Genomic DNA, 17132 nt, shown 5'->3' on the forward strand with positions numbered 1-17132 from the left:
AAAACTATTGTGCTTATTGAATAAATATAGAAATTTGATGACTATTTTGCTGTGTATTTTAGTGCTACAGTTGTAAATTAATTTAATCTGAGTCTATTCAAGGTCTATGGTGCTAATCCCATGCTGAGTTTTATCCCATTTGAAGGGCATAAAAACAATCTGCCAAATAGCCTTGTAACTTGCTATCGTGTGTAGCAAAAAATACAAAGGCCATACTAACAAGGCAGCAACATCTAATACTCGAAAATTAGTTATTTTGCCTTTTTTGCTTAGTAAAATAAAAAAAGCACTGCCATAAAGGTATGAAAAAGCAAAAAAACTATTAACTATCCATAAATAATTAACTACAGCCAATTTATTAATTTTAATAGTTATTATTAGAAATGGTACACAACAAAAACCATAAGAAGAAAAACCAATAAAAATGAAAATAGTAATTATTTGATAGAATTTAAACCTTTTATATTTGTCTTTTTGGGCAAGGAATACCAAAAATGTTTGGATAAATCCTTTTATCCAACGAGACCTTTGATTTATCCAATTGATAATATCTATAGGCGATTCCTCTAAAGTATAAGAATCGATCATATGAACTTTATAGCAAAATGAATATAGCCTAATCCCTAAATCAGCATCCTCAGTAACATTATAAGCATCCCAGAAACCTATTTTTTGTAAAGCATCAACCTTAAAATGATTGCTGGTTCCCCCAAGAGTCACCGGTAAGTTCATTATACTTAAACCTTTCAGAAGGTATTTAAACCATAAGCAATATTCTATACTAAAAAGCTTAGTGAGTAAATTTTCATTCTCATTATAAAAATTAAGTTTAGCTTGCAAACAGACATATTCTTTTGGTAAACTATCAAAGGCTATTACTGCTTTAAGGAGTTGATCAGTATCAGGTCTATCTTCCGCATCATATATTACTACATATTTTCCTTTACAATATTGCATGGCATAGTTAAGAGCTTTCGGTTTAGTTCTAGGTAGAGTAAATGGCACTTTAATCAAATGTATATAAGAGGGTAATTCATATATAATGCTTTCCTTGATCATCAAATAATCATCTGCTTCAACAATGATTTTGACATCTAATTTATGTTTAGGATAATTAATATTAGTGATACAACTAATTATTGACTTTAGTTTGCCTGATTCTTGATATAATGGGAGTAAGATAGTATAAATAGGTAGGGAATCATTGGAATATAGATCACTAATTTTAAATATGGTATCTGGCGTAATTGCTGCTTGGTTAAATAGTATAATTTTTAAAATATTTTGTGAAAAATAGCAGATAATATTAATTATATGAAAAAGATGTTTAAAATTAAGTAATATGGCAAAATATATCAAAAAAAATATGATAATTGACTTAGTGTAATTGATGTTTTTTGCTATCATGTATAATGAGAGAAATTCAAGAAAATATTTGGATTTTATGATATTTAAATGACTGAAATTTCGTTCAAGTAATTGATAAAAATCATTCTTTCTAACCAACTTAATTTGCACGTTATAATGTATGGCTGATAACTTTCCTAAATAGGCTAGGTCATTTATAGCAAGCACCTCATTACTTTCATCATTTTCATAAATGAAATAACCATTTCTGACATATTGATCAATTTTTGAGTAATCATAAATCTTAACCTGAGATTCCTGGACACTTAATAGTGGTAATAGTTTATACTTATATAAAATTTCTATAATCATCTCATTATTAATAATCCCTTCTTCGATTATCGTGTTAAAAAAATCATTCTCAGCTAATTTGAGCTTAATATGAGATATTTGTAAATCAGTAACTAGCTGTTCTTTTGCTAGAATATCTAAAAATTCTATATTCAGGCTCCTTATATATCCATCCATATTGAAAATATTACTCCCGATATTTTATAACGCTGTTTAATCAGGCTTTTATCCGAAAAATACCCTATTTGTGTTGTTATACTATTTTTCTTTAGATTACCAAACTTAATCTTTTTTGCAATTGAAAATTGCTTATATAAAGTTTTATTATAAATATTACCATAATTTCTTCTATTATAATATTTGGTAAAGCTCACTAACATAATGCCATTTTGAAATTCAACTCCCTTAGACATGGAAAAACTATAATGGCTTCTTTTGCCATATGGATTATTTAGGTTCTGCCCAAAACTCAAAATACCTTGAGCAAATACTGAAGTTTCACCTAAAATTGTCCGCATTTTTTTGGATATTGCTGATAACAATAATAATTCATAAGAAAATTGCTGCTCACACCATCTTGAGTTATGTATATTCTTGGCTGAACTGAGACTACCCGATGAATATTTTGAAAAAGCTTAATTTTATAAAATATACCAATTTCTTTATTTTTAGATAGGTAGTTCATATCATTACTTCCCTGAAATTTATTTTCTTTATAAAGCAATTGAATAGCTAAATTTTGGTTATTATTAATGCCATATTCGATAGTAAAAATTCTCATTAATTGATCTTGGTATGAAGATATTTCTCTTGAGCTACGTTCTAAAGATTGAATTTGGCAAAATAACTTATTATACAGAGCTGATGAATTGTTAACCAACTTGATACGTTCTCTTAAATGGGCTAGTTTACGCTGAATTTGTAAAAAGAGATCGGCTCTTATTTGCTTAATATTTTCAGAATTTTTATCGATAGTAGCAGTAGTAGCCATATATCTATACCTACCTGAGTCGATTAACCAAGCTGATCCATAAACCTTATTTGCTATAGAAATTATAAATAATAATATAAAAATGATTGTTATTTTCACTTAAACAGCAACTAATAGTTTAAATTACTAAAATACAACTTATTATAAATTTAGTAAAATTAAATTTAAGTTAATAAACAGATATATTAGTAGATTTTTAACTAATTAAGTATATATCTAAGAAAAATTAATTTTATAGCATTTTAGTAATATACTTTTTCTACCATTGTGATATGATAAATCAACAAAATTATCGATTTATCAAAATTTTACAACTAATTGGAAATTCAATAATCTTTACAACAGATTTAATTTAAATTAATATAATCAAGGATTTAACGTTAATTTAATTGAAGCTTGTATATAATTTTTTTATAGTTTAATCTCTAAGTTATATAAATAATATTTAATAAAAGGTATAAAATGCTAGAAAACAGTTCAGAACAAGATAATTCAGATCAAGAAGATATATGGCGTAATGAATTAGGGGAAACATATGAGGAGCAAGAGGCTCGTTTAGATCGTGAAGAATCTATTAGAAAACGCAATGCTATTATATTTGTTTTTATTCCGATGTTAATTGGATTCCTAACATTTACTTATTTTTTCCTTAATTCCATAGAAGAAAAGAGCAAGTTGGCGAAACAACAACAATCAACTACCATCGATAGTAGTCAAGATACAAAGAAAGAAAATAATTAAATTATATTTAAAATCGGGAATAGTAATTATATTTAATTACATTCCCCTTTTTTCTTCGATTTATCAATTTATGTGCTATTTATACAACTCTGTGATAAAAATTAGCAATTAAAAATTTTTTATTTTATAGTCAATTCAGGGGAATTGGGTACAACTGTTGAAAGTTAGAAGGTAAAGCGGGTTTTAGATAGGTTTTCTGTCATTGCGAGACCACGTAGTGGTCGTGGCAATCCATCTTTGGTTACTTTTATGGATTGCTTCGTCGACCTAAGGTCTTTCTCGCAATGACGTTGACCACATACGATTTTTAAACTATCCGGTCTAAAACCGCTTCCTCTTCTAACTTTCAACAGTTGTGAGAATTGGGTAGCAGGAGCGATGGAGCGACGCCTATAAGTAATAGGCGAGTAACGATGTCACCAACTTCTCACCAATTGAACTACAGCAATTCTTTGTCTTTTGTCTTTTTCAAATTTTCTTCTTCTTTTTGCTTACCTTTAAATTTTGTTAAGAATTCATCTGTTATGTATATAAGAACCATACTAAAGCTAAGATGAGGAGCCTCTAATATTATAGTACAATCACTATCTGCAAATCTAATTTCTTTATCGCCTAACCTAGGGTTTTGGTTATAGGTAAGTTTGTATTTTTCTGAAAGCAACTGGTAAAACTCTGTGAATTTACTTTTATCTATTGTTAAGATTACTGCTTGAATAATATTATCGTCATTACATATTATTAGTAGCTTAGTAAGTCCCTCTAATTTAACATCTCCAACATTGAGATAATAATTATATCCCTCCCAATGGTTATTTTCTTTTTTGGTGATATGATATAATTTTTCTACGTCTGAGATAGTTGCTTTATTTAATTCAAGACCTAAAGGAGACGGATTAGCATTAACATTTAAGTTGAAAATTAAAATAAATAATATGTATAATATCCTAGTGATCATAAAAGTTACCTTAGTGTCTATTAATTTATAACCATGATAATACAAACCAATTAGATTTTCAACTAATTATTTCATTTAATCAGCATAAAATATGCTAAAAACTAACTTTAAAAGTTGTTTTTTACCAAATTTTGGAATTTAATTGCCAATAGAGACTTATTAAACTACTTGCTAATTACGGGATAAGAAGCTAATTTGATGTAAAATAGATACAATTTTTTGTAATTAGACTATAAAAATAATTATATTAAAAAATTCTGAATAAGTCTCAGTTGCAGTCAATTTAGTGTTTGATATAATCTATGCAACGAGATTAATAAATCTTGCTGGCATCTGGTATAATAAATACATTAATGTCTGATAATGTTAACAATCTATTTGGAGAGCTGATCATATGAATAAAGGAGAATTAGTAGCATTAATGGCTGAAGCGGGTCATTCAAAAACTGATGCAGAAAAAGCCCTTACTTGGGTTGTAGATAGTGTACTTAAAGCACTTAGTCGTGGTGAGGACGTTAATCTAGTGGGATTTGGTTCTTTTCACATACAAAGTAGAGCCGCACGTGAAGGTCGTAATCCAAAAACTGGCGAAAAAATGCATATTGCTGCTTATAAGCAACCAGTATTTAGAGCTGGTAAGAAAATGAAAGAAGCTTGTAATAATTCTTAAGTTGTTTTTCTTAGAGCTAGTTCGATTATATAGTTCTGTCTATTAGCGAGGAGTACGTAAGCTAACGAAACAATCCTGTTTTGTGCCATCCCTTTAAGGGTTGTCTCTCTGCAAGGTTGTCATCCCTGCGAAAGCAGGGATATAGATTCCCGCTTACGCGGGAATGACAATTTACTTTTTATGTCACCCCTGCGTAAGCAGGGGTTTAGATTCCCGCCTACGCGGAAATGACAAATTTTGATTATCGAGTAATAGACAGCTTTTCTACTTTATTTTCTTAAACTGACGCCTATGCACTTACGTGGGAATGACAATTTATGGATGACAACTTACAATTGCCATTAAAGCAATTCCTTGCTAATAGACGTTAATTTACTGTGGTTAAACGATAGGGGTTGCTTGCAATAATTATGATTTTTGCAGGAAATAGTATATCTTATTGCAAAAAAATGATGAGTATAATAAAATGATAGTAAGATATGATTTGTATAGAAGTGTACATAAATTCATTCGTAAGGAGCTATACCAGTTTGGAGGGAAGCTAGGCACAACAGATTTTCGAAAAATATTAGCTATAACTAGTATTAAAGATTCTTTTGATAACATTGTATTTGATCTAAAAATGCATGCACAAAAAGAAGAAAAATATTTTACCCCACTATTTGAAAAAAAACAATCAATCGTGCATAAGCAAGTTGAGCAAGCACATTTCAGCCAACAAAATGAGTTGGTGGTCTTTCAGGGGCTTTTTGAAACTGCGATAAAAACCGTGGATGATGAAGAGCGAGTTGTGCAGGGTCGCCATATCTGCTCCTCATATGATGAGTTTCTGTCTGACAATCTTCTGCATTTTTATCAAGAAGAAAACATATTAATGCCTGAATTATGGAAGCTTTATTCGGATAAAGAGCTGCAGCAGGTTACCATAGATAGTTATAAAGGTCTGCCTGAAGAGGTTTTATTAGATAGCTCGAGCTTCTTCCCGGTTTTAAATTTTTTTGAAAAACGCACTTATTTACAAGATATTAAAGAAGCTTGTTCACCTGAACTGTTTCTTGAAATTTGGAAGCGTTCATTAGTCTCAGAAGGCTGTTTCACTACTGATGAAAAATCTGCTTTTGCCATTGAGTTTGATTTACCCTTAAGTTTATTCGCAGCCCAAAAGAACCAAATATAGAATTACTATTGTCAGCAGTATCCTCTAGGTTCTTATATATTAAAGAAGAATATATGGAAAAATTGTTAGAATGGGAACGCCGAAGTAAGTTTTTCGATCTTGAATTCGAAGAAATTAAAAATTTATGTAAAAAGTTTTTAATTAGGGAAGATAAGTTTATTGTTACTAAAGCAAAACATGGGCTTGCGAATACAAATTATATTATTGAATTCGAGAATGGAGATAAATTTATATTACGCATTAATGTTCGAGATATAGAGTTAGGTAAAAAAGAATTTAAACTTTCACATTTACTCCATAATGAACCTTTAGTTCCAAAATTTCTTAGTTTTAATCCTATAAATGAAACAACAAACTATTTTTGCAGTTTTATAGAATATCGTGAAGGTAATTTATTATCAGATTTTTTAACTGATCCTTCGTTTTTAGACTCAATACTAGTAATATATAGTAAACTTGGTGAATTTTTAGGGAATTTGAACTCCTATAAGTTTCAAGAAAGTGGTTTACTCACTGCAAATTTATCAATCAACAAAATTACTACCAAACATAATGAATATAATGTATTTATAAATTATATTTTAGATAAAATAACTAAGCCCAGAGTGAAAGATAAGTTAGGTAAGCAACTTTCTGATAGTTTAAAAAATAAAATTATTTTATATGAGAAATTTTTTCCAAAGGAAGGTAATAATCAATTGGTGCATGGTGATTTTAAACCTTCTAATATTTTAGTTAAGAATGTCGATGGAACATTAATTTTATCAGGAATATTAGATTGGGAATTTGCTTATTCTGGTTCAGTATATGGTGATATTGCAACTTTATTTAGGTTTAAACATTTATTCGATAAACAGCTAAAAGAGAGTTTTGCTTCTGGATACTCAAAAGTATCAAAGTCACTAGATTCAGATTGGGAAAAAAAAGCAAAATTAGTTGATTTAGTAAATTTATGCGATTTGTTAGATTCTGAAGATGAAAGACCTAACATGTATAATAACATAACAGGGTTAATCGCTGATATAGTCAATTGATGAGAAGTTGGGGACGTCGTCGCTCGCCTATTACTTATAGGCATCGCTCCTAGCCCCAAATTTTCCTGAACTAACTATAATCCCTACTTTGGGTAACTAAAAGATAAGCAATTGACAAGTGGAATAAATAGAATGATCAAAGAATATCTTGAGGATAGATTTAAACAAGGTCGGCTTTATAATAGTTGGTTGATTGACGTTGATGATACGGCAAAAGCTTTAGAAAATTTACTAATATTTATAGAAAGCAGTTTGTTTGCAGATAAAATTCAATTAAAAAATCATCCAGATTATCGGTTAGTAGCAAGGGATAATTCTGGTTCCGCTAATGTCAAAGACATATCTGTTGACCAAATTAGGGATTTACAGCAATTTTTTTATAAAACATCGTCAATATCTAAATATAGAGTAGCTGTTATCTATCAAGCCGATCTAATGAATCTTAATGCGGCAAATTCCTGCCTTAAACTTTTAGAAGATACCCCAAAGGATAGTTTTATTTTCTTAATTACCTCAAGAGCTGCTGGCATAATAAGCACTATAAGATCTAGATGTGCTAAAATTAATATAAAATCACAAAATCGCTTAGTGGGGAGTGAAATATATGTTAAATTCATTACATATATTGCTAATTGTTCAAACCCTGAAGTGAGGTTAAATATTATCGAAGAATTTACCAGTAAAAACAAAGAATTATGGGGGGATTTTGCTTATAGCATGCTATATCTAGTTAATAGGATTACTAAGAAATCGCTCAATATCAATATTGAATTTAATGAATTAGAGAATAAAATATTTAATCAATTACCTTCCAATTCACCTGATTGGTTGGTAACAAAATTTGCTAATGTTAAGCGAATAATAAATAATACTATAGATTATGACCTAGATTTAAGAGCTAGTACCATAGCATTAATAGAAGAACTAACTTAAATTAAATATATCCTTAGTTATTTTTGTGACAATATTCTTTTTAATACGACATGGTGAAACAGATTGGTCTTTAAATGAAAAACATCAATTAAAAGGTGAATATAGGGACTTGCCATGTTTAACGCCAAATGGGATTAGACAAGCCAATGAGCTATCTAAAAATCTGAGATTAGAAAATGCAGAACTAATTCTATCTTCTCCATATACTAGGGCGTTGCAAACCGCAGCAATTCTTTCAAAAAACATTAATTTAAACATCACTGTAGAATTTGACTTAAGAGAATGGCAACCAGACTTAAGGTTAGAAATTAGCAATCAACTACAGCTAAAAAGTGCAATAGATGATTATAAAAGAAATGATGGTATATACCCAGAAGGTATTCTTAAAACGTGGGAATCAAAAAGTTCTATAAAAGATAGAACAGAAGGTGTTTTAACAAAATATCTAAACTATAAGTATGTAATAGTAGTAACTCATGAGCAGGTAATAAAAACATGGGTAGATGCTTGTCAGATACTACATTGTTCTATTAATGAGTTAGAGATAACTTAAAAATATACTTAAATGATTTGCTAAAACGTCATTGCGAGGCTACATACTGGTCGTGGTAATCCTGTTTTGTGTCACCCCTGCGTAAGCAGGGGTCTTAGTACTACAGTTGTAGTTTAGATGTGAGCATTCACGATTTTTTTGCTATTTTTTTGTGATGAATAAAAAAACCTGATCACCAAGCGTCATTGCGAGGAGACCGTAAGGTCAACGAAGCAATCCATTTCTAATCACTTTCCTGGATTGCTTCGTCGGTCTGGCAACCTCCTCGCAATGACATCTTATACTTTAACCTTTTTTCCGTGAACACTCCACATTAAATCTACAACTGTAGTATTAGATTCCCGCCTACGCGGGAATGACAAGGGGAAGCGGGAAGACAATTTACTTTCAAACCACCCTAAAAACTATAAAAAAAGTAATATAGGCAACTACAAATAAAACTATACACATAGTGTAATTAAATATATAACCTGTCTGCGATCTACTTACCAAAATCCCAAAGTAATTTACTGTTTTGGCAAAATTACTTGGACCAAATCTATCAATGACTCTTTGGTCGATCAAATTCAATAGCTTACTTAAGTTGGCAACTAATCTTACTATCAGCAAGTCATACACTTCATCAAAATAATATTTATGTACCAACAATTTCCTCATAAATGTTATTTTCACTTTATCAATAATATTCTTATACAAATAAATACCCAAAACAATACCCATTAATCCCACAACCATTGGCAATAATTTTATATAAATAGGTGGGTGATTTGCTAATCTTTGATAAATATGAATATTGAATATACTATCAAGGAAATAACCATTTGGTTTGTCAAGAGCAAGAATATAATGACCTATCATCCCCGCAACAAAACTACCTACCACTAAAAGATTAAGTGGCAGATTCATAATATTGGGTGATTCATGAGCGTGATTAAATTGCTCTATAGTTAATCTAGTTTTGCCATGAAATACTAATAAGATAATTTTCATAGAATAAATAGCAGTCAAAATTGCCGCCACAATTCCAAGAATAAACACTGTAGTACCTATGACCCCACCGCTACTATATGCTAGCTCTAAAATAGCATCTTTTGAATAAAATCCAGCTAAAGGATAAATACCGATCAGTGCCAGTGAGCCGATTAAGAAATTACAGTAAGTAACTGGCATTTTATCTTTCAAACCACCCATCTTAAAAATATCTTGCTGATGACAAGCGTGAATAACACTACCAGCTGATAAAAATAATAAAGCTTTAAAAAATGCATGAGTCACTAAATGAAAAATACCAGCATTATAAGCTGATACACCGCAAGCAAGAAACATATAGCCAAGCTGGCTACAAGTGGAATAGGCAATAATTTTTTTTATATCATTCTGCACTATGGCAATAGTTGCCGCAAATATACAGGTAATACCGCCAATAATAGCAATAAAGCTCAATACCCCTACACTATATTCAAATAAATAAGAACACCTAGCTACTAAAAATACTCCAGCTGTTACCATAGTTGCAGCATGAATAAGTGCTGAGACTGGCGTTGGACCTTCCATAGCATCTGGTAGCCATATATGCAAGCCAATTTGAGCCGATTTGCCCATACAGCCAAGGAATAATAGCAGGCAGACTATGTCAATTATCGATACTGTAAAACCCCATATACTCAATTGTATATTAGACAATAATTGGGCTTTATCAAATACACTAGCAAAATCAACTACCCCAAAATAAACAATAATGGTAATAATCCCCACTATAAAGGCAAAATCCCCTATCCTATTGACGATAAAGGCTTTAATTGCTGCTTTATTTGCCGCTTCTTTTTGATACCAAAAACCAATTAATAAGTACGAACATAAACCAACACCTTCCCAACCAAAAAATAATTGGACAAAATTATCGGCTGATACCAAAGCTAGCATAAAGAAGGTAAATAATGATAAAAATGATAGAAATTTAGGTAACCCTTCATCATCTGCCATATAGCCAAGAGAATAAATATGTACCACCGCTGAAATCCAAGTAACCACTATAAACATAATAGCGGTCAGCTGATCGACATAAATTGCCCAATCTATCTTCATCTCACCAATTACTAGCCATTTTGCTAAAATTAGATGAATAATGGCTTTGTTTATTGCCACATTATAAAATATAAAGCTAGCGAATATTGCCGCTAAACTTATTGCAATAGTGGCAATGCAAGCTGCTTGCTTCTTGCTAAAACACTGACAAAACAAACCATTAATCATACCAGATATTAATGGTAACATTACCGTGAATATTGCTAATGCATTTACCATACCAATTCCTAAAATTACCCTTTCATCTGATTCATATCACTCAGCTCTATCGAACCTTTATTTCTAAAATAAACTAATAATATTGCAAGACCTATAGAAGTCTCGGCAGCTGCTATTGTTAAGATTATTATACTAAAAATTTGACCCGATATCTCATGGGCATAAGCAGAGAATGCGACAAAATTGATGTTGACAGCTAGCAGCATCAATTCAATCGACATCAGAATTGTTATGACATTCTTACGATGCATAAACAAACCGACCATTCCTATACTAAAAATCAGTGCCGACAAAATTAAATAATGTTCCAAAGTAATAGTACTAATCATATTGAATTTCTTCCACTCCTTCACTTAAACGCGGTTTAACCATTAATATACAATTATCCTTGTTTTTAGCATGTTGCTTGGCAATATCCTGCCTCCTAACTCCACTACGATGCCTAATAGTTAGAGTAATACAAGATATCATTGCCATAAATAGAATAATACCTGAAATTTGGAAAGGTAACATATATTCAGTATATAGTACCTGCCCAATAGCATGAGTATTAGAGTCAATTGATGAGAAGTTGGGAACGTTGTCGCTCGTCACTCGCCTATTACTTATAGGCGTCGCTCCATCGCTCTTAGCCCCAAATTCTCCTGAATTGACTATAGTATGGTTAGCTATCTCTGAAGAGTCCATATTATCTAACACTATACCTTGTACACCTAAGCAAATTATCAAAACAAGATCAGCAAACATAATGAGTGCTACAGTCATACTGATCAATAAGTTTTTTTTGAATTGTACAATAATATCCACAAAACGAATATTCAACATCATTATAACAAACAAAAACAATACTGCTACCGCTCCAACATATATTACAACCAACATCATTGCTAAAAATTCTGCTCCTAATAGAATCATTAGCCCTGAACTGTTACAGAAAGTAAAGATCAGCCATAACACAGAATAAACAGGATTTTTACTCATGACAACCAAAACACTACTTATAACCATTAGCCCGGCAAATAAATAAAAAAACATTTCCATAATTATCTACCCGTAACTATTTATATTTATAATCATTATGTAGCTTAATTGCTAATTCTTGCTCCCACATATCACCATTCTTCAATAATTTTTCTTTATCATAAAGCAATTCTTGATGACTAATAGTAGCAAATTCAAAATTAGAACCTTCCACTATCGCATCAACTGGGCATGCTTCTTGGCATAGACCACAATAAATGCACTTAGTCATATCAATATCATATCTAGTAGTACGCCTACTACCATCTGCTCTTTCTTTTGCCTCAATAATAATAGCCTGAGCTGGACAAATTGCTTCGCAAAGCTTACAGGCAATACAACGCTCTTCACCATTAGCGTAACGCCTTAATGCATGTTCACCCTTAAATCTTGGGCTTATCCGCCCCTTCTCATAGGGATAATTTATCGTTACTTTAGGTTTAAAGAAATACCTCAAAGTTAGACTAAGTCCTGATACTATTTCAAATAACAAAAAAGACTTCAGGTAATTAATTATTTTCATTTCATTATACACCAAAAATTTGTAGCACTAAGTATGTTTTACAATTTATTTTCTTATTAGTTTGATCTATAGCTAAATTTAAAGGATTTATGCCATATACAAACATAGCACATTTGGGGTAATTGTAAAATTATTAGATAGAGAAATAATATCAAACAGTAAAGAAACATCAAAGAAGTATCTAGTTATAGTCAATTGAGGAGAAGTTGGTGACGTCGTCACTCGTCTCTCCTAGCCCCAAATTCTCCTGAATTAAAATTTAATTAGTCCATTAAAATAGAAAGAGTGGGTAATAAGGTCTTTTTTAAAACTATAATCATAACCAGCCCCTAGTTTAAATGGTAAGACAGATTGTACGTTTACATAACCTCCTAAAGTATATTTCACATTCTTTGCAGATGATCCTACAGGTTTTATGATGGGAACTACTATTGGGGCTTGATGTGATGTGTTAGTAAAAGTAATTACGCCTGTTGGATTATTCAGTAAAAGAGTATTGTCTAATTTGACGTGAATTTCCGGAATAATTGAAATATTTTCTACCAAAATATTTTTACTTAAACTTATTCCAGTTTCAAGTAATATTCTTTTGCCTTTCTTAGTTGGTACATTAATGTTAAACTCTTTCCTATATTCTGTAAAATTGTTTATTAAAAAATGATCAAATGTTATTCCTACTATTGGTTTGAACAGAAATTTATCTAAATCCATTTTATAGTAAGTTTCAAGTTTTGCACGTGTTACATAACCGTTAGTCTTGCTATTAATTGCAATATTATTCCGTCCTCCTTTGTTTTTAATAAAGGCTTTACCATATTTGAGATAAGAATTCAGATATATATTTGGTGATAATGTATGTTGGGTATAAATTGCCGCTACATGTAAAATAGTATTTTGCTTATCATTAAAGATGGTTTGCAATTTAGTATACGAATTTGCAAGAGCATATGCGATTCCTATAATAAAACTATCCAGGGGTCGTGTATCAAAACCTAAAATAAAACCTTGCTGATTATTTTTAAAGGCTAAAATATTTCCTTGTTGCTGTTGTTTGGTAATAGAGCTGATAAATTGAATCCATCCACCTTTTTTAATATAATCATTATCTCCTGACGCTACCACATTTACCGTAGAATTATCTGTTAATGTATGGTTAGTTAAAGCATTAGAAATCGTATCCAAATAGTCAAATTCTATATATGTAGTATATTTCGATATATCTTGCTCAACATCAGGGTTAATAGGTGAAATATAACTATTTTCTTCAGCTAATGTTTGAGAAGATGGAATTGCTACTGAATTTGGTTGTTCGGATTCTAAATTGGTTTGCTCAGTGCTTGAATCTGGTTGTTCGGATTCTAAATTGGTTTGCTCAGTGCTTGAATCTGGTTGTTCGGATTCTAAATTGGTTTGCTCAGTGCTTGAATCTGGTTGTTCAGATTCTAAATTGGTTTGCTCAGTGCTTGAATCTGGTTGTTCGGATTCTAAATTGATTTGCTCGGTTTCTGAATTGGCTTGTTTAGCTACTAAAGTTGGTTGTTCGTCTGCTTGGTCTGGTTGTTTAACTACTGAAGACGGAGGGTCATCTACTGGAGTCGTAGGTTCAGCTGCTATTGGCTCCTCTTCTGCAAACAATGTTTCTAACCCTAGGTTGTCTCCAAATATTTCATATGGATCAACATCTGCATTATCGTCTACAGATACTGCAGCTTGTTGAATTACTTCATGCACAGGTTTCTCAGCTGCTACATCTGTTTGTATAGCTACTGAGGTTTGTTGTTCATCTACTATATCTGTTTGTGTAGCTACTGTTTTTGTATCTGCAGTATTTGTGTGTTCAGATACTAGGGTAGGATGGGCATCTACTGTAACCGTCTTTGTTGCTGGAGGCATATCTGTTGTTGTAGCAATTTCCATTACTGAAACTTCCTCGATTATTGGAGCCATATATATTACTGGATCTGCCATTACTGTAGCCTTTTCTGTTACAGGAGAGGTTACTGTTACTGTAGCTGTAGCCGTCTTTGTTGCTGGAGGCATATCTGTTGTTGTAGCAATTTCCATTACTGAAACTTCCTCAGTTATTGGAGCCATATATATTACTGGATCTGCCATTACTGTAGCCTTTTCTGTTACAGGAGAGGTTACTGTTACTGTAGCTGTAGCCGTCTTTGTTGCTGGAGGCATATCTGTTGTTGTAGCAATTTCCATTACTGAAACTTCCTCGATTATTGGAGCCATATATATTACTGGATCTGCCATTACTGTAGCCTTTTCTGTTACAGGAGAGGTTACTGTTACTGTAGCTGTAGCCGTCTTTGTTGCTGGAGGCATATCTGTTGTTGTAGCAATTTCCATTACTGAAACTTCCTCAGTTATTGGAGCCATATATATTACTGGATCTGCCATTACTGTAGCCTTTTCTGTTACAGGAGAGGTTACTGTTACTGTAGCTGTAGCCGTCTTTGTTGCTGGAGGCATATCTGTTGTTGTAGCAATTTCCATTACTGAAACTTCCTCGATTATTGGAGCCATATATATTACTGGATCTGCCATTACTGTAGCCTTTTCTGTTACAGGAGAGGTTACTGTTACTGTAGCTGTAGCCGTCTTTGTTGCTGGAGGCATATCTGTTGTTGTAGCAATTTCCATTACTGGAATTTCCTCGATTATTGGAGCCATATATATTACTGGAGTTGGCATTATTGTAGCCTTTTGTGTTATTGGAGAGGTTACTGTTACTGTAGCCGTAGCTGTCTTTGTTGCTGGGGGCATATCTGTAGCTCTCTCCATTACTGGAGATGGTTCTGTTATTAGAACAATAGCTGCATGCCCAACAATACCCTTTTTAGCTGCTTCTAACTCATCTCTCAATGATAACGAATTTCTTGTTGTAGGAGGTATATCATCTAATGACTCATCTTCAGAATCTACCCTTTTTCTTTTTCTAGATATTTGTTGTGGAGCAGTTTGATTAGATTCTGTGATTGTAGGTGATGGAGTATCTCTTATTGCTAAATTATCCAAAGAAGCATATCCTTCATCTTTCAACTGTTGCACAGGTTTATTAGGTTTCACCTGTGTATCATTCTCTACCGGTACAAACTCTTCAAATTCATTAGGTATATTTCTCCTTTCTGACTGAGCTAAGAGTAGTGACCTAATATTATCATCTAGAGCATGTAACTTAGATTCAAGGTCATCTCTTGTTTCTTTTAATTCAGTAATTTTATTTGCTTTTTTATCAATAGAAATTAATAGTTGGTTGTGTTCGTCGAGTTTTTGTTCGAGCAATGGCATTTGCTCTTCTATGTCACTTATATTTCCCTGTAAATTTTTCAACTGTTCGTTTGCTACTTTAAGTTTAACAGAAAAAGTTTCTTCTGCTTCTGCAACTCTATCAAAAAACTTCCCTTGTATTGCTTGAAGTTTAACAGAAAATTTTTGTTCTGTTTTTTGACTATTATAGTCTTCTTTAGGATTAAGTAATGCTAGGTAATCTTTTTCTAGTAAATCAAGCATTTCCGTTAATTTATTTCCATCTTCAGATGGTTTTATTATTATGTTTTCTGGGTCTACTTTTTTCAATTTCTCATGAGTGTCATTAACAATAAACCATATTTGTTCCATGTTCTCTTTAAATTCAGCAAAAGAAATTTGTTCTGTTTCTTTACTATATAATGGCAAATTTTTGATCTCTTGTTGCTGTAAAATTGAGAGCATTTCTTCACTCTTTTGTTTTTCTAAATTATATTTGTATTGCCGATCAAGTAATGATGAATACTCTATTTCTAGCGAATTAATTTCTTCTTCCAAATTTTTGCGATCATTCAATAATTTTATTTTTTGGGAATGTTCTTGTTCTAATTTTGTTAATTCATCACTGACTTTATCAATAGCATTCCATGTTGCCTCTATTTCATTTTCAAGGTGATGTCTATGAGTAAATGGACGTGGGTGAGAGAATTGTCCTATTTCTTCATTAAATCCTACCGCCAAGACATCAGATACGTCAAATTTTTGCAATAAGAAAAATAAAAAAATAAAAACTAGATACTTTTTTACTAAATATTTATTAACAAAATAATTTTGTAACATGCTAAATATAACCATTCCATTACCTATCAATTAATTTATTTGTTAAAAATTAATTAATATTAACGTAGTTGTCACAGCAATACAAAGTAAAAAGTGCAATTATAGTTTTATTCTTAGGAAATTAAGTTGTTATATGTTGTAAAAAGTTATAACTATAGATTAAACGTACCTTTAAATAGAAATACGACTAATAAAATTAATAATTACGAGAAACAAGGAAAGTAAAATAAAAATACTATAGCCAATTGATTAGAAGTTGGGATTAGGAGACTGTCGGAAGTTAGAAGAGGGAGAGGGTTTTAGAGACCATCCCTACTTAACTTAGTCATCTCTGCTCGACTCAGTGTCACCCCTGCGTAAGCAGGGGTCTAGATTCCCGCCTACGCGGGAATGACAATAGTAGGCGGTAATGATAAGAGAGCATAGGAGCGAAGC

Annotated in this window: 14 protein-coding genes and 1 pseudogene; 6 read left to right on the forward strand and 9 right to left on the reverse strand. The window is 31.7% G+C overall.

Annotated features, from left to right (window positions below):
• Positions 1 to 93 precede the first annotated feature (93 nt).
• The 3 genes from AAGD20_RS04290 to AAGD20_RS04300 are packed head-to-tail and all read right to left on the reverse strand — an operon-like array spanning position 94 to position 2788.
• The gene (locus AAGD20_RS04290; protein ID WP_341748600.1) at positions 94 to 1875 is read right to left on the reverse strand and encodes a glycosyltransferase family 2 protein; all 1782 of its coding nucleotides are present in this window, start codon (positions 1873 to 1875) and stop codon (positions 94 to 96) included.
• Positions 1860 to 2216 (reverse strand): hypothetical protein, encoded by a 357-nt coding sequence (locus AAGD20_RS04295; protein WP_341748601.1) that lies wholly within the window; start codon positions 2214 to 2216, stop codon positions 1860 to 1862. Before AAGD20_RS04295 ends, AAGD20_RS04290 begins: the two co-directional genes overlap by 16 nt.
• Positions 2201 to 2788 (reverse strand): hypothetical protein, encoded by a 588-nt coding sequence (locus AAGD20_RS04300; RefSeq protein ID WP_341748602.1) that lies wholly within the window; start codon positions 2786 to 2788, stop codon positions 2201 to 2203. The genes AAGD20_RS04295 and AAGD20_RS04300 overlap by 16 nt, the downstream gene beginning before the upstream one ends.
• Positions 2789 to 3151: 363 nt before the next feature.
• Between AAGD20_RS04300 and AAGD20_RS04305 the strand changes: the two genes are divergently transcribed.
• Positions 3152 to 3430 carry a hypothetical protein gene (locus tag AAGD20_RS04305; protein ID WP_239832694.1) on the forward strand — a complete coding sequence of 93 codons (279 nt, stop codon included), beginning with the start codon at positions 3152 to 3154 and terminating at the stop codon, positions 3428 to 3430.
• 439 nt (positions 3431 to 3869) lie between these two features.
• Here AAGD20_RS04305 and AAGD20_RS04310 read toward each other — a convergent pair whose 3' ends face one another.
• Positions 3870 to 4385, reverse strand: a complete 516-nt coding sequence (locus AAGD20_RS04310) for a hypothetical protein (protein WP_341748603.1) — start codon at positions 4383 to 4385, stop codon at positions 3870 to 3872.
• A 394-nt stretch (positions 4386 to 4779) separates the two neighbouring features.
• On the opposite strand from AAGD20_RS04310, the gene AAGD20_RS04315 reads away from it, so the two are divergent.
• The 5 genes from AAGD20_RS04315 (at position 4780) to AAGD20_RS04335 (ending at position 8752) form a co-directional block, all read left to right on the forward strand.
• On the forward strand, positions 4780 to 5055 hold the full coding sequence (locus AAGD20_RS04315; protein ID WP_341748604.1) for an HU family DNA-binding protein: 276 nt from the start codon (positions 4780 to 4782) through the stop codon (positions 5053 to 5055).
• A 439-nt stretch (positions 5056 to 5494) separates the two neighbouring features.
• Positions 5495 to 6232: a hemerythrin domain-containing protein gene (locus AAGD20_RS04320; RefSeq protein WP_094649432.1), complete on the forward strand. Its 738-nt coding sequence runs from the start codon at positions 5495 to 5497 to the stop codon at positions 6230 to 6232.
• Positions 6233 to 6285: 53 nt separating this feature from the next.
• Positions 6286 to 7266, forward strand: coding sequence for an aminoglycoside phosphotransferase family protein (locus tag AAGD20_RS04325; RefSeq protein WP_341748605.1), 981 nt, complete (start codon positions 6286 to 6288; stop codon positions 7264 to 7266).
• A gap of 132 nt (positions 7267 to 7398) precedes the next feature.
• The gene (locus AAGD20_RS04330; RefSeq protein ID WP_341748606.1) at positions 7399 to 8199 is read left to right on the forward strand and encodes a DNA polymerase III subunit delta'; all 801 of its coding nucleotides are present in this window, start codon (positions 7399 to 7401) and stop codon (positions 8197 to 8199) included.
• A 25-nt stretch (positions 8200 to 8224) separates the two neighbouring features.
• Complete coding sequence (locus tag AAGD20_RS04335) at positions 8225 to 8752, forward strand: histidine phosphatase family protein (RefSeq protein WP_341748607.1); 528 nt, start codon at positions 8225 to 8227, stop codon at positions 8750 to 8752.
• 387 nt (positions 8753 to 9139) lie between these two features.
• Here the strand turns inward: AAGD20_RS04335 and nuoL are convergent, their stop codons facing one another.
• From nuoL to AAGD20_RS04360, 5 genes and pseudogenes are all read right to left on the reverse strand, one after another.
• A complete protein-coding gene (nuoL, locus tag AAGD20_RS04340; protein ID WP_341748608.1) occupies positions 9140 to 11056 on the reverse strand; it encodes an NADH-quinone oxidoreductase subunit L in 1917 nt (638 codons plus the stop codon).
• Positions 11057 to 11070: 14 nt separating this feature from the next.
• Positions 11071 to 11385: an NADH-quinone oxidoreductase subunit NuoK gene (nuoK, locus tag AAGD20_RS04345; protein ID WP_250310654.1), complete on the reverse strand. Its 315-nt coding sequence runs from the start codon at positions 11383 to 11385 to the stop codon at positions 11071 to 11073.
• Positions 11386 to 11463: 78 nt separating this feature from the next.
• A pseudogene (locus AAGD20_RS04350) lies at positions 11464 to 12097 on the reverse strand (NADH-quinone oxidoreductase subunit J); the annotation flags it as partial.
• Positions 12098 to 12113: 16 nt separating this feature from the next.
• Complete coding sequence (nuoI, locus tag AAGD20_RS04355; RefSeq protein WP_094648824.1) at positions 12114 to 12593, reverse strand: NADH-quinone oxidoreductase subunit NuoI; 480 nt, start codon at positions 12591 to 12593, stop codon at positions 12114 to 12116.
• Positions 12594 to 12851: 258 nt separating this feature from the next.
• Positions 12852 to 16712 (reverse strand): autotransporter domain-containing protein, encoded by a 3861-nt coding sequence (locus AAGD20_RS04360; RefSeq protein ID WP_341748610.1) that lies wholly within the window; start codon positions 16710 to 16712, stop codon positions 12852 to 12854.
• Positions 16713 to 17132: the final 420 nt, after the last annotated feature.

The organism is Candidatus Tisiphia endosymbiont of Sialis lutaria, assembly GCF_964026535.1.
Lineage (GTDB): Bacteria > Pseudomonadota > Alphaproteobacteria > Rickettsiales > Rickettsiaceae > Tisiphia.